Here is a 25,841-nt window from a genome sequence, read left to right as displayed (position 1 = left end):
GCAATCGCTGTACCGAACTGTTGTTCTTCTTCCTGTCGTCATATCTTTTCCTGTTTTTTAGTGTAAACCTATTTCAGGATATGACACTCTTCACTTTTCACTTTTATCTTTTAACTGATTTAGCGCGCTTCCTGCCTTAAACCAACCTATTTGCTGAGCATTGTAGGTATGATTGCAGGTAATCACATCTTTGCTACCGTCTTTATGTACAAATTCCAAATGTAAAGGAGTGCCAGGCGCAAAGGCGGTGAGATCGAGGAAGTTGATTACGTCGTCTTCTTGAATTTTGTCGTAATCGGCTTCGTGGGCAAAGGTGAGGGCGAGCATTCCTTGTTTTTTAAGGTTGGTTTCGTGAATGCGCGCAAACGATTTCACCAATACCGCACGCACGCCCAAATGACGGGGTTCCATAGCAGCGTGCTCACGTGAAGAGCCCTCGCCATAGTTGTGGTCGCCTACTACAATAGAAGGGATACCCGTAGCTTTATAAGCGCGTTGTACTTTAGGCACCTCGTCGTATTCGCCGGTAAGTTGGTTTTTCACGGAGTTAGTTTTACCGTTGAAAGCATTTACCGCCCCTATGAGCATATTGTTGGAAATATTGTCCAAATGTCCGCGGAAGCGCAACCAAGCCCCTGCCATCGAAATATGGTCGGTGGTGCATTTGCCTTGCGCTTTGATGAGGAGTTTAGCCCCAGTGATATTCTCGCCGTCCCAAGGAGCGAAAGGCGTGAGCAGTTGGAGGCGGTTGGAGGTAGGCGATACCACCACCTCGATGTTGCTACCATCTTCGGCGGGAGCCTGATAGCCAGGATCATCAACGGCAAAACCTTTAGAAGGCAACTCTTCGCCATAAGGAGGAGTGAGTTTTACCGCTTCACCTTGGTCGTTAAGCAAGGTATCGGTGATAGGGTTGAAGTCTAACCTACCAGCAATCGCCAAAGCCGCTACCATTTCGGGGGAAGTTACAAAGGCGTGGGTATTAGGGTTACCGTCAGCGCGTTTGGAGAAGTTACGGTTGAAGGAATGTACAATCGTATTTTTCTCTTGCTTTTCGGCGCCTTCTCTGTCCCACTGACCAATGCAGGGACCACAAGCGTTGGTGAATACACGAGTACCCAACTGCTCGAAGATGTCTATAATGCCGTCGCGCTCGGTAGTATAGTGTATTTGTTCAGACCCTGGGTTGATACCAAAGGAAGCTTTAGGGGTAATTCTCTTTTCTAAGGCTTGTTTTACCACCGAAACTGCGCGGGTGAGATCTTCGTAGGAGGAGTTAGTACACGAACCGATGAGCCCCCATTGCACCTCTAATGGCCAATCGTTGGCACGGGCTACCTCCTTCATTTTGGATACAGGAGTACCCCTATCGGGGGTAAAGGGACCGTTGATATAAGGCTCTAAAGTAGAAAGGTCTATTTCTATAAGTTGGTCGAAATATTTTTCGGGGTCGGCATAGACTTCAGGGTCGGCGGTGAGGTAAGGCGCGATAGCATCGGCAGCAAGGGCAACTTCTTCACGCCCTGTAGCAATGAGGTATCGGCGCATAGAATCGTCATAACCAAAGGTAGAGGTAGTAGCCCCTATTTCCGCACCCATATTGCAAATAGTCCCTTTACCAGTACACGATAGTGATTTAGCTCCTTCACCAAAGTATTCCACAATAGCCCCTGTACCTCCTTTTACGGTAAGAATATCGGCAACTTTTAAAATTACATCTTTAGGAGCAGTCCAGCCGTTTAGCTTTCCTGTGAGTTTAACCCCTATCAGCTTAGGGAATTTCAGTTCCCACGGCATACCCGCCATTACATCAACCGCATCGGCACCACCTACCCCTATGGCAAGCATACCCAAACCTCCAGCGTTTACCGTATGTGAGTCGGTACCAATCATCATACCCCCAGGGAAAGCGTAATTTTCTAAAACTATCTGGTGTATGATACCTGCACCAGGTTTCCAAAAACCTATGCCGTATTTGTTAGATACTGATGAAAGAAAGTCAAAAACTTCTTTTGATTGTTCGTTAGCCACTTTTAGGTCGGTAGCAGCACCTACTTTGGCTTGGATAAGGTGGTCACAGTGTACGGTAGTAGGTACAGCCACTTTGCTTTTGCCTGCTTGCATAAACTGCAATAGTGCCATTTGGGCAGTAGCGTCTTGGCAAGCAATGCGGTCAGGAGCAAAATCAACATAATCTTCACCGCGTACAAAAGCACGTGCGGGGAGTCTGTCCCAAAGGTGTGTGTAAAGTATCTTTTCGGCAAGCGTAAGAGGTCTTTGTACCAATTGTCTTGCCTGCTCTACGCGTTCGGGAATACGAGCGTAGAGGCTTTTTATCATTTCAATATCAAAAATCATAATTTAATTAATAATTAGTAATTAAAACAGCTATGTAGCGTTGGGCTTCCTTGCATTACTTCGGTTACTTTAGTGGTATTAGGGTGGTAATACCCTCCTAAATCAACAGGCTTACCTTGTATTTGGGTAAGTTCGCTAATGATAGTAGCCTCATTGTCCTTTAACTTTTGGGCAAGAGGGGCAAACTCTTCCGCAAGGGCAAGGTCTTGGGTCTGTTGGGCTAAGGCTTCTGCCCAGTAAAGTGCTAAGTAAAAGTGACTCCCACGATTGTCGAGGGTACCCACTTCAGCTTGTGGCGACTTATCGTTGTTCAGCAGCTTACTTGTAGCCTCGTCCAAAGTTTCAGCTAATACTAAGGCTTTTGGGTTGTGGTGTTTTTGCCCCAAATGTTCTAACGAAGCTCCCAAAGCCAAGAACTCACCCAAAGAATCCCAACGCAAGTGGTTTTCGGCAAAAAGCTGTTCAGCCAACTTAGGTGCCGACCCCCCAGCGCCGGTCTCGAACAAGCCTCCGCCATTCATCAGCGGTACTATTGAGAGTACTTTGGCACTGGTACCCAATTCCAAGATAGGGAACAAGTCGGTAAGGTAGTCGCGCAGCACGTTACCTGTTACCGAAATGGTGTCTTTGCCTTTGTGCAAACGCTCCAAAGTGAACTGCATAGCCGCTTCGGGTGAGAAAATCCGAATATCTAACCCCTTAATATCCTGCTGGCTTAAGTAGTGTTTTACTTTTTTGATGAGCTGACCGTCGTGGGCGCGGTGTTCGTCCAACCAAAATACAGCAGGAGTATTGCTTAGGCGTGCGCGTTCTACTGCCAACTTTACCCAGTCTCGCACAGGGGCGTCTTTGGCAGTACACATACGCCAAATATCACCTTTTTCCACCTTGTGTGATAGGTATATTTTACCTTCGGCGCCTATTACCTGAACACGCCCACTATGAGGTATTTCAAAGGTCTTGTCGTGCGAACCGTATTCTTCAGCTTTCTGAGCCATTAAGCCTACATTGGCTACTGTACCCATAGTGGCGGGGTTAAAAGCACCGTGCTTTTTGCAAAAGTCGATAACTACCTGATAAATACGCGCATAACTGCTGTCGGGCAGTACTGCCAAAGTGTCTTGGGCAGAGCCTTGTGCATTCCACATCTTGCCCCCATTGCGTATCATTGCAGGCATTGATGCATCTACAATCACATCGTTAGGGAAATGGAAGTTCGTTATCCCCTTGTCCGAATTTACCATAGCCAAAGAAGCCGCTTGTGCCAGCGCCCCTTCTATATCGTGCAGCAAAGGCTCTTGTGCTTCAGGGGCTAAGGTAGCTATTTTTAATAGTATGTCGGCTAACCCATTACGTGGGTTTACCTTTAATGACTTCAGCTCTTGTGAGTATTTTTGGAATAAAGGAGCAAAATAAGTTTCCAAAGCATAGCCAAAGAGAATAGGATCCGAAACCTTCATCATTGTAGCTTTCAGGTGTAACGAAAGTAATAAATTTTTCTCTTTAGCCTTAGCAAACTGCTCTTTGTAGAACTTACAGAGGGCTTCCTTACTCATAACAGTAGCGTCTATAACCTCGCCTTCTTGCAAAGTAATAGCCTCTTTTAGCACCTGTACATCGTGCTTGTGTACCAGCTCAATACGTACCATATCGGCTTTTGTAAGCGTAGTCGATTGTTCGTTGTGGAAAAAGTCGCCGGCTGTCATTGTAGCTACTTCGGTTGGGCTATCACTACGCCATGCTCCCATTGAATGGGGGTGTGCTTGGGCGTACTGTTTTACCGATTTAGGAGCGCGGCGGTCGGAATTACCCTCGCGTAACACAGGGTTCACAGCGCTGCCTTTCACCTTGTCATACCGCTGTTGGATAGCCTTTTCAGCTTCTGTAGTAGGGTTGTCTGGATAGGCAGGTAAGGCATATCCTTGTGATTGTAGTTCGGCAATAGCTGCTTTTAGCTGTGGTACCGAAGCACTGATGTTAGGTAATTTGATGATATTAGCTTCCGGACGAGTAGCCAATATTCCTAATTCACTAAGAGCATCGGGTACGCGTTGTTCTGCTGTGAGAAAATCGGGGAAAGAAGCTAAGATACGCCCTGCCAATGAGATGTCTTTGGCTTCAAAGTTGATTCCTGAAGAAGCGCAAAAGCGTTTGATGATAGGCAATAGCGAATGGGTAGCCAAATAGGGCGACTCATCGGTAATGGTATAGATAATATTTTTCATTCTTATCGTTTATTCAATTCAACAAAAGCTCGTTCGGTAGCTCCTACGTATATTTGTCGTGGGCGACCGATAGGCTCACCGCCTTGGCGCATTTCCTTCCATTGTGCAATCCAACCAGGGAGGCGACCAATAGCAAAGAGTACCGTGAACATCTCTAAGTGCATACCCAAGGCTTTGTAGATAATGCCCGAATAGAAATCTACATTAGGGTAGAGATTGCGCGATTTGAAGTAGTCGTCTTCCAAAGCTACTTTTTCAAGATGTTTGGCGATGCTGAAAATTGGATCTTCTATGCCCAAAGCATTGAGCACATCATCGGCAGCAGCTTTAATGATTTTAGCCCTTGGATCGAAGTTCTTATACACGCGGTGACCAAAGCCCATTAGGCGGAAAGGATCGTCTTTGTCTTTAGCTTTGTTGATGAACTTATCTACCCCACCCCCATCGGCGTGAATTTCTTCAAGCATCTCAATCACCGCTTGGTTTGCCCCGCCGTGAAGGCGACCCCAAAGGGCAGAAACCCCAGAGGAAATACTGGCAAACAGACCCGCCTCTGAAGAACCCACCAAACGGACTGTAGAAGTGGAACAGTTCTGTTCGTGGTCGCCGTGGAGGATGAGCAATTTGTTGAGGGCACTCACAATGGTAGGGTTGATTTTGTATTCCTCGGTAGGAATTTCAAAGAAGAGGCGCAAAATATTCTCGATATAACCTTTCTTATTGTCGTAGTAATTCAGTGGTAAGCCCTCGCGTTTGCGGTATACCCAAGAAGCGATAATCGTTACTTTGGCAATGGCTTTGCAGACCGCTTGATAGACGTGTTTGGGGCAATGTACATTCACTGGTACAGGGTTAAAAGCTGTGAGCGCACTAGTAGCTGATGCCAATACCCCCATAGGGTGAGCCGAGCGAGGAAAACCGTCCATAATATGACGCATATCTTCGTGTACAAGGGTGTACTTGTGGATAGTTTTCTTAAAATCATCATACTCTTTGGCAGTGGGGAGTTCGCCAAAGATAAGAAGGTAGGCTACTTCAAGGAATTCGGCTTTGGCAGCCAATTCTTCGATATTATAGCCACGATAACGCAAGATACCTTTTTCACCGTCGAGAAAGGTAATAGCACTCTTGCAAGCGCCAGTATTCTTGTAACCAGAATCTAAGGTTACCAATCCAGTTAAGGCACGCAATTTTTCGATGTTAATCGCTTTCTCGTTTTCGGTACCTACAACAATAGGAAACTCATACTCTTTCCCTTCAAAAATTAATTTTGCAATGTTTTCCATAAAGCAATCTTTTTAGTGTTTTTAAATTTATCAGTTGTTTGAAAAGTGATACATCTGAGTGATTGTTTTTGGTTGTGATTTATCACTTTTTGTGTCGTAAAGGTACAAAAAACAACTGAAAGTAAGCAAGGAAAACTAATGTTTTAACAAAACTTTAACCAATATAAGCTGGTTATCAGTGTTTTGCAATAATAGAGGATTGAAACAATCTTTAAAATGTTAAAAGATTGAGGATATAACAAAAAAAGAAGTGTTAAATTATTAATTTTTCAAGTTATGGGCGTGAACATTGAAGATTTAGCAAAAAAGGTAGGGTCGCTTTCACAAAGTTTTAGTAGTTTTTAGGAAGAGTATAAGGTTTTGTTTTATAAAAAAGAGGCTGTCTAAAAAATCATCAAAAGTATGATGCATCACGGCGTTCGCTTTATGATTATCTAATGAAATGTAGGGGCGAATGGCAATTCGCCCTTACAAAACAAAACTTTTTAGACAGCCTCTTTATTATTTCCCTTTGGTAACAATAAATATGTTTTCTATCCCTACTCCTATTACTTCGTGAGGGATATCGACAGGTATTTGGTAAGTATCTAATTCTTTTAGTATTATTTCTTCTTCTTCAATTAAGAAGCGGACTTCGCCTTTGGTTACAATAAGGGTAGCGGGTACATCGGTAGTGTGTTTTTTAAGTACAGCACCTTCGCCTAAAGCGATGGCTATTTGGCGTACATCTTGACCATCTTTTACGAAGTAGGTAGAAGGTTTTTCGGTAGAGAAGGTGAGCTTACTTAGCAGGTTGGTTTTCTGTAAATGTTGCACGTGCTGTACGGTGAGTCCGTTCACAGCGTTGATATTGTGGGCTTCGAGTATAGCCTTGGCTTTTTCGGCACGTGCCCCACGCCTGCAGAAGAGTACTATATTTTCTTTCCCTTTTAGTTGTGTCCATTGAGTGTCCATTACCTGAAGAGGGATGTTAATAGCCCCTTGAGCGGTACCTTCGGCGTATTCGTCGGGGGTACGGACATCGACAAGGGTTACGTTATTGGCGTTGATACGCTCGGCTAAAGTTTGTGCTTTAGTGGTAACTACGCACAGTATGAGTGCGCTCATAGTAATTGAATGTTTCATATAGAAATAGATGATTAGCAAGGAGGCATATTGGCCTGTTTTGCTGTTATAGGTGCAAAAGTACAAACTTTTTATTAATTAGCAATTTTTTTTCGTAGTTAAGAGGAGAAAGGGAGGTAAGAGGTAAGAGGGGGAGGGCTTGAAGACTATCCTTCGTTTATAGTTCGTTTATCCTTCGTTATTCGTTCGTTCGGGCTATAAGCTGTTTTGGGCAATCTTGGGAGTGAGGTGAGGGATGCTTTTTAGGTGTGAGGATGTAGGGGGGGAGACGGAGAGAGGCTATAGAAAAGGTGTGGGGTAGTAGGGGAGGGGGAGGATAGGAGGGATGGCAAAAGAGAGGGGAGGGATGAGTGATGAGTATTGCGAATTGATAATTAATTTGTATCTTTGCCCCGAAATTAATTTCATAAGATAATGAAAAAAACTTTATGCCTGTTAATCACTGTATTGGTGATGTTAACGGCTTGCGAATCGGATGAGTTGTGTGATCATAAGGTGAATACACCGCGCTTGGTGGTGCGTTTTTATGACCCTAATAATTTGCGGACGCCTTTTAGTGTGGCGAATCTTACTGTGTATGGGCAGGGGAATACGACTCCTTTGGTAAGTGAGGTTTCGGTTGATTCGCTGGCATTGCCTTTGCGATTGGAGAATCCTACGGTTTATATACTTGAGAAAAAGGTAGGTACTACTACCAGTACGGCTACACTTACCCTTACTTATACGCCTGAAGAGAGTTTTGTGAGTAAGGCTTGTGGTATAAAAGTGATCTATAATACCCTATCGGCAACTATTGAGGATGCTAATACTTCGTGGTTAAAAGGGGTAAATATTAAGAATACAACTGTTGATAATGAAAAAAGAGCTCATATTCACTTATATCATTAGTATTGGCTGGCTGCTGGTGGCTGTAGGACAAACGCGCACAGCTACAACGGTTGCGGGTACGAGTACGCGAACTACGGCTATTGCTTTGCCGCAAAAAGAAGAAGCGCCTGTATATAAGCAACGATACGGGCTTCGGGTAGGGGCAGACCTGAGTAGGCTAATGCATTCGTTTTTTGATAAGAATTATTACGGATTGGAATTGGTAGGGGACTACCGCTTGAGTTATAGCTATTATGCTGCTGCTGAGATAGGTATGGAACGGAAAAGCACCAGTCAGGATTTTTTTAATTTCAGTACCCAAGGTCAGTTTCTTAGAGCTGGTTTTGACTACAATACCTATGGTAACTGGTATGGTATGGAGAATATGATATATGTGGGTGCACGTTATGGTTTTTCATTATTTTCGCAGGAGATGAACAGCTATAAACTACATAAAGATAACCAGTATTGGAATGAGAATACGGCTGGTAGTAACCCTGAATGGTTGCGCAAATACGATGGACGTACTGCCCATTGGTTGGAATTGGTGATAGGTATTAAGGCGGAACTGCTACACAACCTATATGCAGGAGCAAGTGCCAGAGTAGGATTGTTACTACTGCAAACGGATAAGCAAGGATTTCCAAATTACTACATTCCTGCATTTGGCAAAGTGAATGAGCTGAGTAGTTTTGGGATGAGCTTTAACTATACACTTACATATTTGATTCCGTTGTACAAAAAGGCTGAAAAGAAAAAGAATGAATAAAATAATAACCCTTTGCTTTATATGGCTGAGTACCATAGGCTGGGCGCAAGGAGCTGATGAGCTTAGTGCGAAAGTGCAGCAATTAGATAAAAGCTATACTGTAGGCGCTTTGAAGCCTTTGGTACCGGAGTTTGAAAGGCTGTGGAACCATACACCTAATAACTGGTTACTACCCTATTACGCTGCTTATGTGAATGTGCGTATTGCAGACCTTTTGGAAGGTTCGGCTATTGATACTTATTGCGACCAAGCAGAAAAGTACTTAAAAGCTACAGAAAAGCTACAAGATGCGGACAAATCGGAAATATATGCTTTATACGCATATTTGTACAGTGCTAAAGTAAAGGTGAGCCCTATGTTTAGGGGTAGTAAATACGGTAAAATAGGTAGAGAATACATTGAAAAAGCGATTGGTGCGAACCCCAGTAACCCACGTGCTTATGTGATACGAGCTATAGGGACTTACTTTAAACCAAAGATGTTTGGCGGGGGGAAGGATAAAGCACAACCTATTATAGATAAAGCATTAGAGAAGTTTGAACAATTTGTTCCTAAGAGTGCTAATCACCCACACTGGGGAAAGGGAATGCTTTCAAGTATTAATCATTAGATATTCATCATTAAACAAAAGGGCAAGGTAGGAATTAGAATATAAAAACCCCAAACCTAAGACCTTAAACTAAAAATAAATGCACAAAGCAGGATTTGTAAATATTATAGGGAACCCTAATGTAGGGAAATCGACATTGATGAATGCTTTTGTAGGTGAGAAACTCTCAATAATCACCTCTAAAGCACAAACTACTCGGCACCGTATTTTTGGTATTGTGAGTGGAGACGACTTTCAGGTGGTATTTTCGGATACTCCTGGAATTATTAAGCCTTCTTATGCCTTGCAGAGCTCAATGATGGACTTTGTGAAAAGCGCCTTTGAAGATGCTGACATATTACTGTATATGGTAGAAATAGGTGAAAAAGAGCTGAAAGATGAGGTGTTTTTTAAACGTATTAATCAGCTAGAAGTACCTGTGCTGTTGCTTATTAACAAAGTAGATACTACAGAACAGAGCGTACTAGAGGAGCAGGTAGCTTACTGGAAAGCAAAAGTGCCTAGGGCTGAGATATACCTTATTTCGGCATTGAGACATTTTCAAACAGAAGAGGTTTTTAACCGGATATTGGAATTATTACCTGAATCGGAAGCGTTTTTTCCGAAAGACCAGCTTACCGATAAGCCAGAGCGTTTTTTTGTGAATGAAATTATTCGTGAAAAGATATTACTGAACTATAAGAAAGAAATACCCTACTCGGTAGAAGTAGAAACAGAGAGCTTTGCTGATAGTGAGCAAATACTGCATATAAGAGCAGTGATAATGGTGGAGCGCGATAGCCAAAAAGGTATTATCATAGGACATAAAGGAGAGGCCCTAAAGCGAGTAGGTATGGCAGCTCGTACTGATTTGGAGAAGTTTTTCGGTAAACAAGTGCATATTGAACTTTTTGTAAAAGTAAATAAAGACTGGCGCAGCAATGCACGGCAATTGCGACGCTTTGGTTATGACCTTAATTAATTTATGGCTAAAAAGATATTAAAAATACTTGTTATTATTTTCTTGCCTTTTTGCTTGCAACTTTTTGCTATGAGCAAAAATAAGATGCGTAGCGTAAAAGAAATAGTTATAGATTATGAGGATGAGGATATGTACGTTACAGATGAGAGTGTAAGACGTACTATATTTAAAGACCCTCAGGCACAGCACCCTTTAGGATTACTGAAGCTGGATGAGATAGAACAGCTATTGGACAACAATGATATGATAGAAAAATCGGAAGTGTATTTTACTATTGATGGGGTGCTGAATGCTAAAATTAAGCAACGAGAGCCTATAGCGCGGGTGTTTGAAGGGAATAATGTGTGTTATATGGATACACAAGGAAAAAAAATGCCGTTATCAAAATCATTTTCGGCACGAGTACCCTTACTAAGGGGTGAAAGTAATAAATACTGGCAACCAACCCACCAATTGATGCTTTTCATACAGAACGACCCTTGGCTAAAGGAAAATATTACTGAAGTAGTAGTGAAACCAAATGGAGAGTATGAGTTTTTGATGCGTGTGGCAAGGTTTAAGGTATTATTTGGAAAGTTTGAAGATGAGAAGATAAAAAATGCGAACCTTAAAGCTTTTTACAAGCAATTAGAAGAGACGAAAAAATTGAATGAATACAATAGTATAAGCCTGAAATATATGAATCAGGTGATATGCAAAAGAGAGTTAGAATAAGAATATAGCCAATATGTTAATCTACATATTGGCTATTTTTTTTAATAATTAATTGTGAAATTTCATTGCTGATTAGTGAATTATTTGTACTTTTGCCGCCCGGAATAAACGCTAACAAAAACAATTAAATGCACAAATTATTAAAACACTTATCATTATTTTTTTTACTGTTTTCATTTGTAAAAGGACAAGCACAAACGTGTGATGAAAACGTGCTAAAAGCTCTTGAACAAACGCGAGCTACCACTTTTGAAAATGTGAATGTAGGAGGTGAGGGATATTTTTATATTCGTTATCCTTTTCCAGGTACTACTTACACTTTTACAGATGATAAAGGAGGATCCTATTCCTTGCGTTACATAGTGCCTAAAGGAGGTACAGAGCAAGTTTTTTTAACCATTCCGGTAGGGAAAGTGCATCAAAAGCGTACTTTTTCTTTGAAGGCAACCAATGAAGGTTGTACCTATCAATCTGGGTATATCTATAATATAACACCTCAAATAACCCCTACCTTATCATTGAGAATAGAACCAGAATGGTGTAATGATTCAGGTGCTATTTACTATCAATTGATAGGAAAAGATGTCAATCCATCAGATTATAAGGTATATTACAAAAAGAGTTCTGAAACTGCTTATAGTTTTAACGCTGATAGATTGGTAGATGCTTCTTTGGGAGTTCGTACCCTTTCCAGAGGGAATTATGACCTTATCGCTAAGCACAATAGCGATGCTTCTAAAAATATAGAACAAAAGAATATTACAGTTGTTAATAATCTTGAAACGATAAACTTTACACCAGAATTTGTTCCTACACCTTGCGAGGGGAATGGGGATATCAGGGTAAGGGTAACTTCAGGAAAATATCCACTTTACTTCACTTTGTATGACAATACACGCCAGCATATAGTGCGTGCTAAACAAACATCTAATGTTTTTAAAAATGTACCCAAAGGCAGCTATGAGGTACTTGTAGAAAACTTCTGTGCGATAGGTGGAGGTACTCAAAGTTTTAGATCGGTAGTAGTTGATGACTTCAAATTCCAGATCACATCACTTCAAAATAGATTTACCCTGCAAGATCACACTTGCGATAAGTTGGAGTTTTCGGCAGTGAGAATGGATAGCCAAAATGTTAGTAAAATTTGGAATGCCAATACGGTGCCTTATCCGTTTACAATAGAACTGACACTTACTTCTCCTACGGGAAGAACTTATCCTTTTAGCTATACTATAAATGATAAAGATGAGTTCACTAAGTTTTTTGAAGTAAATAGCTCTTATATTCAACTGCGTGAAATATACCAAAATATCCCTATAGAATACGGTACTTGGACGCTTGGAGGTCGTGCTATCATTTGTGGCAAAGCAACTTCTTTTATTCCGGTTACTAAAGAACTTCTAAAAAGTATAGAGTATTATGGTGCTGGTTTATCGTATTACGGTAATACTTGTACAGGGTTACAGATAAGTACATCTCATAGTAATTCTTTGGAAGCAAATTGGAACAAAATGGTGTATTATGTGCTTGAGGCTTACCCTGCACATTTCAACCCTAATACTGAGGGCTTCTATAAAATCAATAGCACTCACCCGTCATTGGCAGGAAAATATGTGAAGAGATTTACAGGTATCAGCAGTTCTCAAACACTTATTGGAGGTGACCAATTGCGAATAGGCGATGTGTTCCGTTTTAAAGTGGTTTCAGAAGATTGCAATAAAGAGGTAGAACTCGCGCCTATAGAAGTAAAAAATTCTTCAAGAAGAGGAACGCTCAACAATAGTACTATGGGAAGCTGTAAAGCCGATAAAAACGGTAGTAACTTTGCCTCTTGGTTTATGTCTACAGGAGGTTTGGATATAGCCGAAATCAAAATTGTAAATTTTGATGGAGATGCCACTCAACTCCCCACAGGTTTTTCTTTACCTTATGTAGTAAATGATAAAGATAGAATATCCTCAAGTGGGCAAAACTGGATTTTGAGAGATTTGCCCATAGGAAAATATACCTATGTATATACAGATGTATGTGGCAATGTACAAACCTCTACGTATCAAATAAAAGAAGAGACTTATTCAGTAACCTTTGAAGATGGTTGTATCCCTAAAGTAAAAGGGATAAGTACTGGTTATGCAAGAGGATGGACTTCTTTCCAGCTACAGCGTTTTGATGAGACTATAGGTCAGTGGAAAGCGGCTCAATATACAGGTAGTTTGCTCAATAATGTTGGTACTACTTATGCTACGGTTACTGGAGAAAAACAAGGGAAATTCCGTGTGGTGCGTATGCTCTATACGCGTCCGGAACTTGGTAGTAGTGCTTTTGATTGTGCTATAGTGGTTGCCGAAAAAGAGTTTAGAGGCTCGTTAAGAAAACCCAAAGCCATAGGCTTTGGTTGTAGTGGCAATAAATATCACGTAGCAATTATCCCTCAAGGAGGAACCGCCCCTTTTACCTATACTTTGGTATCTAAAAAAGTACCAGGGCAGGCTGAGGTAAGACTCAATCAGCACAGCGACAACGAAAACTTCTTCCTCAATGTAGATGCTACCGACTTGAATACTTACTATGTATTTAAGGTAACCGATGCTTGTGGACAAGGCGATACGGTGGATGGGGTGATTTCTAACTTCAAAGCTCCTGAAATCACAGCCGATAAAACCGCTTATTGCAATGGGCAACCCGCTGTACTCTCATTGCCTGATATGGGAAGCAAGATTAAAATACAGTGGTATAAAAATAATGATACAACCACTCCTGTAGGAGAAGGAACTACTTTGGCAATACCTTCAGTTAGCAATGGTGATCAATACAGTGTGAAATTGGTAACAAGCTATGAGAGTGCTATCAATTCTTGTCTGTCGTTAGCCATTCAGCCTTATACATTTAGCAGTACAGGCGCGAGTCCGGCAGTAACTTCAGTACAAGGGCACAATAAACAGTTGTGTGTGAATGCCTATACTACTTTTGATCTTAACAGTTTGTTTACTGATAACAATCCAGCACATACACAAATCACCAAACGTATTGTAGATAAAAATGGCGTGATAACTGTACCAGAAGATGGCAGTGTGAATGTGTTTACCTCTGATTTCCTCAGAAAGAACACCTTTGTCTACCGTTTAGAAAATGCTTGTGGCGAGGTGCTCACTCAAACAGAAGCAACTTTGGAGGTAAGCAAGATTTTTGATTTCGACAAGTATGTACATACCGATGTAACTATTTGTAGTGCTTCAACCTATAACGATATCAAGCAACTTATTTTACAGAAAAGTAAATCAGAACTCAGAGCTAATGCTCCTGAATTTGTGTGGTATAACTCTTTAGAAGATGCTCAAAACGAAATTAACCCTATTATAGGAACAACTTCTATAGGTACATTACCAGCCGATAGCCAAAAGCAACTCTATTTGCGACTTGCAAAAGCTTATTACTGCAATAGTGGTGTGGTAACTATAACAGTACATCAGCTCAATACCAATGCCCCTGCTACTAAAACCTTTACTGCGGCTTGCGCTCTAAATGTAGAAGAACTTAAAAAACTGATAGATCCTACAAACTTTAATAATATCAATATTTATCAAGGAGGCTTCGCCCTCAACAACAACTTTGAGTTTACTACCTATACGGGCATTACCTATACCCAAAAAATAGGGGTATGTGAGTCGCAACCTGCCACTATAAACCTTGGAGTGCGCTCAATAACTCAGGCGTCGGCACAAACTTTAGCAATATGTACTTCTTATGGCAATAGTTATAGAGCTCCAGTGGTAACTATTGATGAGATAAAAGCAGCCCTTAGAGAGCTTTACCCCAATGCTATCGCCAATGGTATCAAAGTTTATAACTATCAGAATAGAGAGTATGACAGAGGAGCTGATGAAATATTGTTAAACAACTCATATACTACCTTCTCAATAGAAGAAGCGGGTAAATGTCCTTCGGCACACTACTCGGTGCTCTTTACAGAAAAAGAAAAGACCGCCGCTCAAACTTTGAATGTGAGTTTGTGTGAGAACGCTACCATAGCCGACCTTAAAGCACTGATTAGCGGTAGCCAAGTGAAAATATACGCAGCAGGAGTGTTGCAAACTGATAATGCCCCTATAGATTGGTCAATAGCTGCTGCATACTACTATTATACCACACAAGAAACAGGTAAATGCCCCAGCTATAGAACAATGGTAGTTATCAATAAAGCTACTGATAATGTAACCCCTATTGCCGAGAGAGGAATCGACTTGTGTGGCACTACCCGACCTACAGTAGGTCAGGTGAAAGCTTTGTTAGGCAATAATGCGCGTATATATAACAAGAATGGTAATAGATATTACGAACGTGTGAGTGATAATGAGCCTATCAGTACCAGTTGGCTTTGTTACTACACTCTTCAGGAGGCAGGGAAATGTATGAGTGAAAAAGCACCGCTTCAAGTACATTTTACTCCACAAAAACCTGATGTAAAAGAATTGCAAGTATTCTGTGGGAACAATAGTCTTACCGTTGCCAATTTAGAAACCAAAGGAGGAGATATCCGCTGGTATAGAGAAGCTACAGAAGGGATCGCGCTTTCACCCAATGAGCCTCTTGTAGAAGGAGATTATTATGCAGCACAAGTAGATGGTACTTGTGAGAGTGAACGCAAGAAAGTGACTGTATATCCTTCACTGATACTAAAAAGCCTAACCACATACCCTGCTGTTATAGAGAAGGGTAGAAATAATTCGGTTACCTATACGGTCGTTTCTGTTCCCAGAGCTATTATAAGCTATCGCATTAATGGAGGAGCAATAGAGAGAAAAACGATCAATCCCGATGGGAGATTAGCTTTCTCACATACTGTTACCGATACTACAACTATAGAAATTACAGAGCTGAGCTATGGTTCTTGCTCTGTAACCCTTCACACTACTGCCACTATACCAGCAGTGGGTGAGTGTGGGGTACCACCAGCACCTCAGTTTGCTGTTACCGACAATGCCGAGACAACCCTCAATGGGGTAGGGGTGAAGCGTAGTTTTACAGGGAATGCTCTTTTCAGTCCTGCTTATGGAGCTCACTGTCAATCATCGTATGTGGCTAATTATGCTTGGTTAAAGTCAGGAGATAATACCAAACTTACCTATACTTTTGCTAAGCCTGTGAAGAGTGCTACTGTATGGCTACTCTTAATGGGAAATACCCCCAATGGAATAGACAAAGCTAAGATAAGCCTCAATTGTGGCAATGCAATACTAAGTAAAGCGTATGACTGCAAAAGGAACGCTTACTTTAACGGATCAGTGATTACTTCAGCGAATGGCGTTGTAAACGATGTAGCTGTAAAAGTAACCGCTCCTAATAATGGTGCCTTTACTGAATTGGTAGTAGAAGACCTTGCAGGCTCTAATGGCTATGGTTTCTTTGTGGAAATCTGTCCAACTTCAGTGTTGGAAGATACTATTTTGAATATAGAGCAAGCCCCTCAACCGCAACAAGCTTGTGAGGGCGGAGAAGCTACTTTTACTTCTAAAGCAGCACTCAAATCTCCTTATGCAGGAGATATTACATATCAGTGGCAGTCATCTACTGATAACGGAGCTACTTTTGCTGATATAGCAGGAGCTAAAGATACTACTTCTCAAGGAGTGGCTACCCTTACCCTCAGTGCTTTAACCGATGCACAACACAACAATCTTTACAGAGTGGTATATACTTATACTAATACCGCTATGTTGTGCAATATTGCTATTACTAAAACCTCTACCACAGCAACCCTTACACTCAACAATTCTATTCATATCACAGGGCAACCTGCAAGTGCGACCTATTGTAAGGAAGCAGTCGCAAGTCCGCTTAAGGTAGTTACTATGGGAACTAACCTCAGATACCAATGGTATCAAAATACAACGAATAGTATCGTTGGAGCACGTCTTTTGGCAGGAGAAACGGGGGATACCTATACGCCGTCTACCGCCAAAAGCGGGGAAGAATACTATTTTGTGAGAATATTCAACAACGGTTGTACAACCGATAGTGCTTTAGCTAAAGTAACTGTACAGAGTGCTACTGTTATAGTGAACTCACCAGTAGGAGCGACCTATTGCCAAAATGCAACGGCTACCCCGTTGAGTGTAACAGCTACAGGAGTAGGTACTTTGCATTATCAATGGTATCAACAGCAACACAATAGCAACGAAGGAGGTATTTTGCTCTCAGGAGCTACTCAAGCTACTTATACGCCACTTATCTCAGTGGTTACTACTACTTATTATTATGCAGTGGTGAGCAGTGATTGCGGAATAGCAACCTCTACAGCTGCTAAAATAGAAGTACAAACGCCTACTGCTATTGTTACCCAACCTGCCAATCTAAAACTTTGCCACTTAGAGCCTACTGCCAATGCGATGCGTGTGGTAGCTACAGGTGATAATTTGCGTTATCAGTGGTACGACAATGGTACTAACAATAGCAATGTGGGAGGTACAGCTATTGCAGGTGAAGTGTACGATGCTTTTGTCCCTCCTATACACACCATTGGGGTGAGATATTATTACGCTACAGTACAAGGGGCTTGTGGGACTGTATATACCACCACTGCTGCACGTGCTGAGGTACAGACCCCTACTGTTATTACATTGCAACCAGTGTCTACAATCTATTGTCCAGGTACTTCTGTCACTCTAAAAGTAGAGGCTATAGGTATAGGAACAATAAAATATCAGTGGTACTATATATCAAATAATACTCCTAAAATCCTTTCAGGAAAAACTAGTAACACGCTTGTATTATCGGGTTGGCAATCAACAAATTCTTATTTAGTAGTCGTAACCAGTGATTGTGGGGTAGCTACTTCTACAATAGCAAGAGTAGAAGTAAAATCGCAACCAACGATTTATCAATATTCTCGACGAGCTACTTATTGTAAAGGAGCACAAGCAACTCCTCTTACAGTACAAGCGTCTGGCTCTGAACCTTTTGCTTATCAGTGGTATACAAATACAACAAATAATCAGGCAGGAGCTACTGCTATAGCGGGGGCTACTGGTAATACTTATACCCCTTCTACTGCTGATGCAGGCACTCGTTATTACTTTGTAGAGGTTAAGAACGATTGTAAAACGGTAAATAGCCCTATAGTAGATGTAAAAGTTCAGGAAATAGCTCCTCCTACCGTAACCCAAACCACCCACACTTTATGTTCAGGCACAAACCAAACCATAGCCTCTTTGCAACCGCAAGGCGCTAACATCGTATGGTATGCTACAGCTACTGATGTAACACCTTTGGTAAAAACAACACCTTTGGTAGCGGGTACCACTTATTATGTAGCGCAGAAAAATGGAACTTGTGAGAGCGATAGAGTAGCCGTGGCAGTAACACAAGGCACTTCAGGGAATGAAACGCTTGTTTTCTCTACACCTTTCTCTAAAACACTCAAATGTGTACCTTCAGGTCAGTTGCGATTTCAAGTGCAAAATGCTGTTGCTGGACAAAGTTATGTGGTAGAACTTACAGAGGTGCCTGCGGGCTATACAGGATCGCGCACCTTTACTATTACCAAAGACAACAAGGAAGGCAATGTTCCTTTTGTATGGCTTACCCAAAATAATATCCCTAAGGGAACGTATAAAGCAAGACTCGTAAAATGTGGAGTTTCACAAGAGATAGGACAAACAATTACCGAATTAACAAGTAATTTCCCTATACGCGATAACTTCGATGCAGGACCTTATGTTGATATCAATGATTGTAATTATGCCAATTTGAGAAACTCTCAGGCTCGTGCAGGAGGTATCGACATCAATGCGTATTTCCAAAATGAAGCGATTGCTAAACAGTTCTTTGAATATACAGCCGTATCTCAACAAGATATGACCGACAAAGGCTGGACTAACGCATCTCAAATTCCTGATAGCTATTGGCGTGAAGTGTATTCATTGCCAGCGGGTATCACCAGCAGTCAGCCTAAAGTGATTTATTACGATTTGGCTGCCTTTGGTAGAAACTATGCCGATTTGGCTATTGCTAATAAAAAACCTAAGTTCTACTTCCGCATCAAAGGACAACCTTCTTGTGGGGTATCAGCGCCTATTGAATTTGGCGATACGCGTATGCTTACAATGAAGATGGCTTACGGCGGTAGTTGTACTGCGCCTACGATTAAGATTTCGTTAGATAGAACCGTGATAGTTTGTAAACCTATTACTTACGAGGTGAAAAATGAGGCAGGACAAGTGGTAGCTTCAGGTAGTACCAATGTTGCAAATGCTATTATTGATATCACAAACCTCAATGGTAATCCTATCAACCCTAATGAGAAATACAGCGTAACGGTGAAAGCGGCAGCCCCCGATACACAATCGGTAACCACAATAGCGCGCAGTTTCAATCAGGCGAAAGCTGCCTATAGACCCGATGGGCAATATGCAGAGATAAAGAGATGTTTCGGTCACCCCGAAAGAACAGAGATGTATATACAAGGCTTCTTGCGTGATGAAAATGGAGTGTTGTTGTCGCTCAAAGGCTATAAAGTAACCTTGGAGAGTGCTCCAGCAGGCTATGCCAATGAGCCTAACAAACTGAAAGTGGGCGAAAGCTATACCATCACAAGAGATGCAAGCTCCTACAATCTGCTTTCTACTCTTAATGTACAAAATGCTGCGGGCTTCTCGTCTCTCCCTGAGGGTGATTACAAAATCAAGATCGAAGACCCTTGCGGACAAACATACTATGTAGAAAATGGCAGACGAAAAAAAGCAAATTTACTAACAATCGAACACCCTCAGTACAGCGAAAAACCACTTACTCCTGAAAAAGAAGTTGCTTGTACGGGAGTAAAGGTATATCCTTTCAAAGGGAATACAGCACAAGATTGGTTGAAGAAAAACAACCAAAATCAGAACTTGTATGTATGGTTAGTGAAAATACCTGCGGGTGTAAATGCCGCCGATATTTCTACTACCCCTCAACAGCCAGCTACTTATGCAGGTAATACCTACCAAAGAGTTATCTATAGCAGGGATAACGCCGCTACTTTGGACACTTATTTCACTTTGCCTCGCAATGAGAATTCTACAGGGTTGTATACCTTTGCTTACGCCGAAGATGAAAGAGAAATCTATAACTATATAGCTAACTCACCTACGGCTTGTGTACGCACCTTTACGATTAGTGTAGATGATGTATTACTGAATATAGACCGTTCTACTTATGTAGGCTACAAATGTGAAGGAGGCACTGGCAAAATAGTAGTGAAAGCAGTGAATGGTATCAACGATGCAAATAACTATACTTATGAGCTTTATGCTACCAAAACAGGTACAGTTATCGAGACTAAAACCGCTACTAAAGGAACTACTGTAACCTTTACCAACTTAGGGACTTTCTCAACCGGACAAAATACACGTTGGTTAAAACTCACTGACGCTTCTTGTCCTACTCAATCGATGTGGCGCGAATTGCTAATTGATATTTTAGAAAAACCTGCTAACGGAAAAACCTATACTTTCTGTGCTGCTGCTACAGTAGCCGAATTGAAAGCCAAAGTAGCAACTGATACCGCTACCGTAAGAGTTTATAAAAACGGCACTTTGGTAACCAATAACAATGAAGCGCTTACCACTACTGATGCTTATACCGTAAGTCGTTTCAATGCTACTTGCGAAACAGATAAAGTAGCCGTGGCAGTTACCATTAGCAATACGGTAAGTTTAACAGTGCCAGCAACTTTAACGGTAACTTGTACAGCTGCTAATATTGATGCGACAGTAAACAACTGGCTTGGTCAGGCTACAGTTACCGATACTTGTGGTACAGCAACGCTTACTCATGATTTTGCAGCTGTAAAACCAACGAACTGGTGCAACACATCAGTAGTAACAGTAACCTTTGTAGGAAAAGACCCTCAAGGAAATACAGTAACTAAAACAAGTGTCATCAAAGTAAATAGTACGCCAATAGTTGCTAAAGCTGATACTTACACTGTAACCAATGGTACTAGCACCACAACGACTACCGGTACGATATTAGACAACGATAAATTAGGCACTAAAACGCCAACAACTACTGATGTGATCCTTACGGTAGTAACTACTACCACTGATGTAGTAGGAGCGACTAAAACGCCTACATTAAACAACAATGGTACTGTAACAGTGCCTTCAGGTACTAAATCGGGGACTTATGAGATAGTGTATAGCATCTGTGAGCGTTTGAACCCTGATAACTGCACAACAGCTACCGCCACTGTAAAAGTAGGCAGTACGCCAATTGTTGCCAAAGCTGATACCTATACAATAACCAATGGTACTAGCACCACAACGACTACTGGCACTGTATTAGACAACGATAAATTAGGCACTAAAACGGCAACAACTACTGATGCGATCCTTACGGTAGTAACTACTACCACTGATGTAGTAGGAGCGACTAAAACGCCTACATTAAACAACAATGGTACTGTAACAGTGCCTTCAGGTACTAAATCGGGGACTTATGAGATAGTGTATAGCATCTGTGAGCGTTTGAACCCTGATAACTGCACAACAGCTACCGCCACTGTAAAAGTAGGCAGTACGCCAATTGTTGCTAAAGCTGATACTTACACTGTAACCAATGGTACTAGCACGACAACTACCACTGGAACGGTATTAGACAACGACAAACTCGGCACTAAAACGCCAACCACTACCGATGTAATCCTTATGGTAGTAACCACCACCACTGATGTAGTAGGCGCTACTAAAACACCTACTTTAAACAACGATGGTACTATTACTGTTCCTTCGGGTACTAAATCAGGTACTTACGAGATAGTATACAGCATCTGCGAGCGTTTGAACCCTGATAACTGTGCAACCGCTACCGCCACTGTAAAAGTAGGTAGTATGCCAATTGTTGCCAAAGCGGATACTTACACTGTAACCAATGGCACTAGCACCACTACTACCACTGGAACGGTATTAGACAACGATAAATTAGGTACTAAAACGCCAACCACTACTGATGTAATCCTTACGGTAGTAACCACTACCACCGATGTAGTAGGCGCTACTAAAACACCTACACTCAACAACGATGGTACTGTTACTGTACCTTCGGGCACTAAATCAGGTACTTATGAGATAGTGTATAGCATCTGTGAGCGTTTGAACCCTGATAACTGTGCAACCGCCACAGCCACTGTAAAAGTAGGCAGTACGCCAATTGTTGCCAAAGCTGATACCTATACAATAACCAATGGTACTAGCACCACAACGACTACTGGCACTGTATTAGACAACGATAAATTAGGCACTAAAACGGCAACAACTACTGATGCGATCCTTACGGTAGTAACCACCACCACTGATGTAGTAGGAGCGACTAAAACGCCTACTTTAAACAACGATGGTACTGTTACTGTACCTTCGGGCACTAAATCGGGTACTTACGAGATAGTATATAGCATCTGCGAGCGTTTGAATCCTGACAACTGTGCTACAACCACAGCGACTGTAAAAGTAGGCAGTACACCAATTGTTGCTAAACCAGATACTTACACTGTAACCAATGGTACTAGCACCACAACGACTACCGGTACGATATTAGACAACGATAAATTAGGCACTAAAACGCCAACAACTACTGATGTGATCCTTACGGTAGTAACTACTACCACTGATGTAGTAGGAGCGACTAAAACGCCTACATTAAACAACAATGGTACTGTAACAGTGCCTTCAGGTACTAAATCGGGGACTTATGAGATAGTGTATAGCATCTGTGAGCGTTTGAACCCTGATAACTGCACAACAGCTACCGCCACTGTAAAAGTAGGCAGTACGCCAATTGTTGCCAAAGCTGATACCTATACAATAACCAATGGTACTAGCACCACAACGACTACTGGCACTGTATTAGACAACGATAAATTAGGCACTAAAACGGCAACAACTACTGATGCGATCCTTACGGTAGTAACTACTACCACTGATGTAGTAGGAGCGACTAAAACGCCTACATTAAACAACAATGGTACTGTAACAGTGCCTTCAGGTACTAAATCGGGGACTTATGAGATAGTGTATAGCATCTGTGAGCGTTTGAACCCTGATAACTGCACAACAGCTACCGCCACTGTAAAAGTAGGCAGTACGCCAATTGTTGCTAAAGCTGATACTTACACTGTAACCAATGGTACTAGCACGACAACTACCACTGGAACGGTATTAGACAACGACAAACTCGGCACTAAAACGCCAACCACTACCGATGTAATCCTTATGGTAGTAACCACCACCACTGATGTAGTAGGAGCGACTAAAACGCCAAGCATCGACTTGACCAATGGTAAAGTAACAGTTCCTTCGGGAACTAAATCGGGTACTTATGAGATAGTATATAGCATCTGTGAGCGTTTGAACCCTAATAATTGTGCAACCGCCACAGCCATCGTAAAAGTGTTTGTTCCTACTGTGGCAACACCAACAACTATCGAAGCAGTGAACGATGGTGTAACCACTATCACTAGTACCACAGGAGGCACTACGCCAAGTGTATTGACTAACGATAAACTCAATGGCGTACCGAACCCAAGTATCAGTTCAGTAACACTCACTTGGAATACAGCAACTCCTACAGGCTTCACTTTGAACCCTAACGGAACGATTACGGTAGCGCCAAATACCCCTGCGGGTACACATACGATAAGCTACACGATATGTGCAGTAGCAAGTCCTACGGTATGTAGCACAGCGAGCATCGTAGTAACGGTAAGTGGTACGACTACAAGCACCACTACACCAACAACTATCGAAGCGGTGAACGATGGTGTAACCACTATCACTAGTACCACAGGAGGCACTACGCCAAGTGTATTGACTAATGATAAACTCAATGGAGTTCCGAACCCAAGTATCAGCTCTGTAACACTTACTTGGAATACCGCAACTCCTACAGGCTTCACCTTGAACCCTAACGGAACGATTACGGTAGCGCCAAATACCCCTGCGGGTACACATACGATAAGCTACACGATATGCGCAGTAGCAAGTCCTACGGTATGTAGCACAGCGAGCATCGTAGTAACGGTAAGTGGTACGACTACAAGCACCACTACACCAACAACTATCGAAGCAGTAAATGATGGTGTAACCACTATCACCAGCACAACGGGTGGTACTACGCCAAGTGTATTGACTAACGATAAACTCAATGGCGTACCAAACCCAAGTATTAGCTCTATAACACTTACTTGGAATACAGCAACTCCTACAGGCTTCACTTTGAATCCTAATGGAACAATTGATGTAGCACCAAATACCCCTGCGGGTACGCATACGATAAGCTACACGATATGCGCGGTAGCAAGTCCTACGGTATGTAGCACAGCGAGCATCGTAGTAACGGTAAGTGGCACGACTACAAGCACTACTACACCAACAACTATCGAAGCTGTAAACGATGGTGTAACCACTATCACTAGTACTACAGGAGGCACTACGCCAAGTGTTCTTACCAACGATAAACTCAATGGTGTACCAAACCCAAGTATCAGTTCAGTAACACTCACTTGGAGTACAGCAACTCCTACAGGCTTCACTTTGAATCCTAATGGAACAATTGATGTAGCACCCAACACCCCTGCGGGTATTCATACGATAAGCTACACGATTTGTGCAGTAGCAAGTCCTACAGTATGTAGTACTGCAAGTATTGTAGTAGTGGTAAGTGCCACAACTACAAGCACCACTACACCAACAACTATCGAAGCAGTAAATGATGGTGTAACCACTATCACCAGTACAACGGGTGGTACTACGCCGAGTGTATTGACTAATGATAAATTGAACGGTGTGCCAAATCCAAGTATCAGTTCTGTAACCCTTACTTGGAATACAGCAACTCCAACGGGCTTCACTTTGAACCCTAACGGAACTATCAGTGTAGCACCAAATACCCCTGCGGGCACACATACAATAAGCTATACAATATGTGCAGTAGCAAGTCCTACAGTATGTAGTACTGCAAGTATTGTAGTAGTGGTAAGTGCGACAACTACAAGCACCACTACACCAACAACTATCGAAGCAGTGAATGATGGTGTAACCACTATCATCAGCACAACGGGTGGCACTACGCCAAGTGTATTGACTAACGATAAACTTAATGGGGTACCAAATCCAAGTATCAGTTCTGTAACCCTTACTTGGAATACAACAACTCCTACCGGCTTCACTTTGAACCCTAACGGAACAATTGATGTAGCGCCAAATACCCCTGCGGGTATACATACGATAAGCTATACAATATGTGCGGTAGCAAGTCCAACGGTATGTAGCACTGCAAGTGTTGTAGTAGTGGTAAGTAGTATAGCTACAAGTACTACCCCAGTATTGCCAATAGCGGTAGATGATCGTTCAACAACTTCAATGAATACCCCAGTAGTGGTGAATGTACTTGGCAACGATACCCCTAACGGAGCAACCACTCCTAATGTGGTAACAAACCCTGCCAACGGTACAGTAGTTGTGAATGTAGACGGCTCTATTGAATATCGTCCGAATACTAATTTTGAGGGCACTGATACCTTTGTGTATGAGCTTTGCAACATGGATGGTTGTGCTTCAGCAACGGTTACTATCGATGTGTTGAACAGTATAGTGCCTTACAATGGTATGTCGGTAGATGGTGATGGCAAAAATGATCATTTCCATATTGGAGGAATTGAGCGTTATCCTAATAATGTGGTTCGTATCTACAACCGTTGGGGTGTGAAAGTCTTTGAAGTTGAAGGTTATGACAATGTTACTAAGGTGTTTAGAGGCATCTCTAATGGACGTGTAACCATCGAACAGCCTGAGAAACTGCCTCAAGGTACTTACTATTATGTTATAGAGTATGCAGACCAACAACAGCAAAAACAAACTAAAGTAGGTTGGTTATATCTTAAAAGATAAAATTT

Annotated in this window: 10 protein-coding genes; 6 read left to right on the top strand and 4 right to left on the bottom strand. The window is 42.0% G+C overall.

Going from position 1 to position 25,841, the window contains the following annotated elements; translation table 11 throughout:
- Positions 1 to 90 precede the first annotated feature (90 nt).
- The 4 genes from C4H12_RS06760 to C4H12_RS06745 all read right to left on the bottom strand — a co-directional run bounded on the left by C4H12_RS06760 (position 91) and on the right by C4H12_RS06745 (position 6,994).
- Positions 91 to 2,358 carry an aconitate hydratase gene (locus tag C4H12_RS06760; protein WP_106098238.1) on the bottom strand — a complete coding sequence of 756 codons (2,268 nt, stop codon included), beginning with the start codon at positions 2,356 to 2,358 and terminating at the stop codon, positions 91 to 93.
- Between the two features lie 14 nt (positions 2,359 to 2,372).
- Positions 2,373 to 4,583 carry an NADP-dependent isocitrate dehydrogenase gene (locus C4H12_RS06755; protein WP_106098237.1) on the bottom strand — a complete coding sequence of 737 codons (2,211 nt, stop codon included), beginning with the start codon at positions 4,581 to 4,583 and terminating at the stop codon, positions 2,373 to 2,375.
- 2 nt (positions 4,584 to 4,585) lie between these two features.
- The gene (locus C4H12_RS06750; protein ID WP_106098236.1) at positions 4,586 to 5,869 is read right to left on the bottom strand and encodes a citrate synthase; all 1,284 of its coding nucleotides are present in this window, start codon (positions 5,867 to 5,869) and stop codon (positions 4,586 to 4,588) included.
- A 501-nt stretch (positions 5,870 to 6,370) separates the two neighbouring features.
- Complete coding sequence (locus C4H12_RS06745; RefSeq protein ID WP_106098235.1) at positions 6,371 to 6,994, bottom strand: rhodanese-like domain-containing protein; 624 nt, start codon at positions 6,992 to 6,994, stop codon at positions 6,371 to 6,373.
- A gap of 453 nt (positions 6,995 to 7,447) precedes the next feature.
- Here C4H12_RS06745 and C4H12_RS06740 point away from each other — a divergent pair, with 453 nt between their 5' ends.
- From C4H12_RS06740 to C4H12_RS06715, 6 genes are all read left to right on the top strand, one after another.
- Positions 7,448 to 7,882, top strand: a complete 435-nt coding sequence (locus C4H12_RS06740) for a DUF6452 family protein (RefSeq protein ID WP_106099445.1) — start codon at positions 7,448 to 7,450, stop codon at positions 7,880 to 7,882.
- Positions 7,848 to 8,630 carry a DUF6048 family protein gene (locus C4H12_RS06735; RefSeq protein ID WP_106098234.1) on the top strand — a complete coding sequence of 261 codons (783 nt, stop codon included), beginning with the start codon at positions 7,848 to 7,850 and terminating at the stop codon, positions 8,628 to 8,630. The genes C4H12_RS06740 and C4H12_RS06735 overlap by 35 nt, the downstream gene beginning before the upstream one ends.
- Entirely contained in the window at positions 8,623 to 9,240 is a 618-nt protein-coding gene (locus C4H12_RS06730; protein WP_106098233.1) for a hypothetical protein, read from the top strand. Before C4H12_RS06735 ends, C4H12_RS06730 begins: the two co-directional genes overlap by 8 nt.
- 79 nt (positions 9,241 to 9,319) lie before the next feature.
- Positions 9,320 to 10,201, top strand: a complete 882-nt coding sequence (era, locus tag C4H12_RS06725) for a GTPase Era (RefSeq protein WP_106098232.1) — start codon at positions 9,320 to 9,322, stop codon at positions 10,199 to 10,201.
- A 3-nt stretch (positions 10,202 to 10,204) separates the two neighbouring features.
- Positions 10,205 to 10,915 carry a cell division protein FtsQ/DivIB gene (locus C4H12_RS06720; protein WP_106098231.1) on the top strand — a complete coding sequence of 237 codons (711 nt, stop codon included), beginning with the start codon at positions 10,205 to 10,207 and terminating at the stop codon, positions 10,913 to 10,915.
- A gap of 128 nt (positions 10,916 to 11,043) precedes the next feature.
- Positions 11,044 to 25,836, top strand: coding sequence for a gliding motility-associated C-terminal domain-containing protein (locus C4H12_RS06715; protein WP_106098230.1), 14,793 nt, complete (start codon positions 11,044 to 11,046; stop codon positions 25,834 to 25,836).
- The last annotated feature ends 5 nt before the right edge of the window (positions 25,837 to 25,841 follow it).

This window comes from Capnocytophaga sp. oral taxon 878, assembly GCF_002999135.1.
Lineage (GTDB): Bacteria > Bacteroidota > Bacteroidia > Flavobacteriales > Flavobacteriaceae > Capnocytophaga.
The sequence above is the reverse complement of the archived record's forward strand: the minus strand, read 5'-3'. Positions and strand labels throughout refer to the sequence as shown.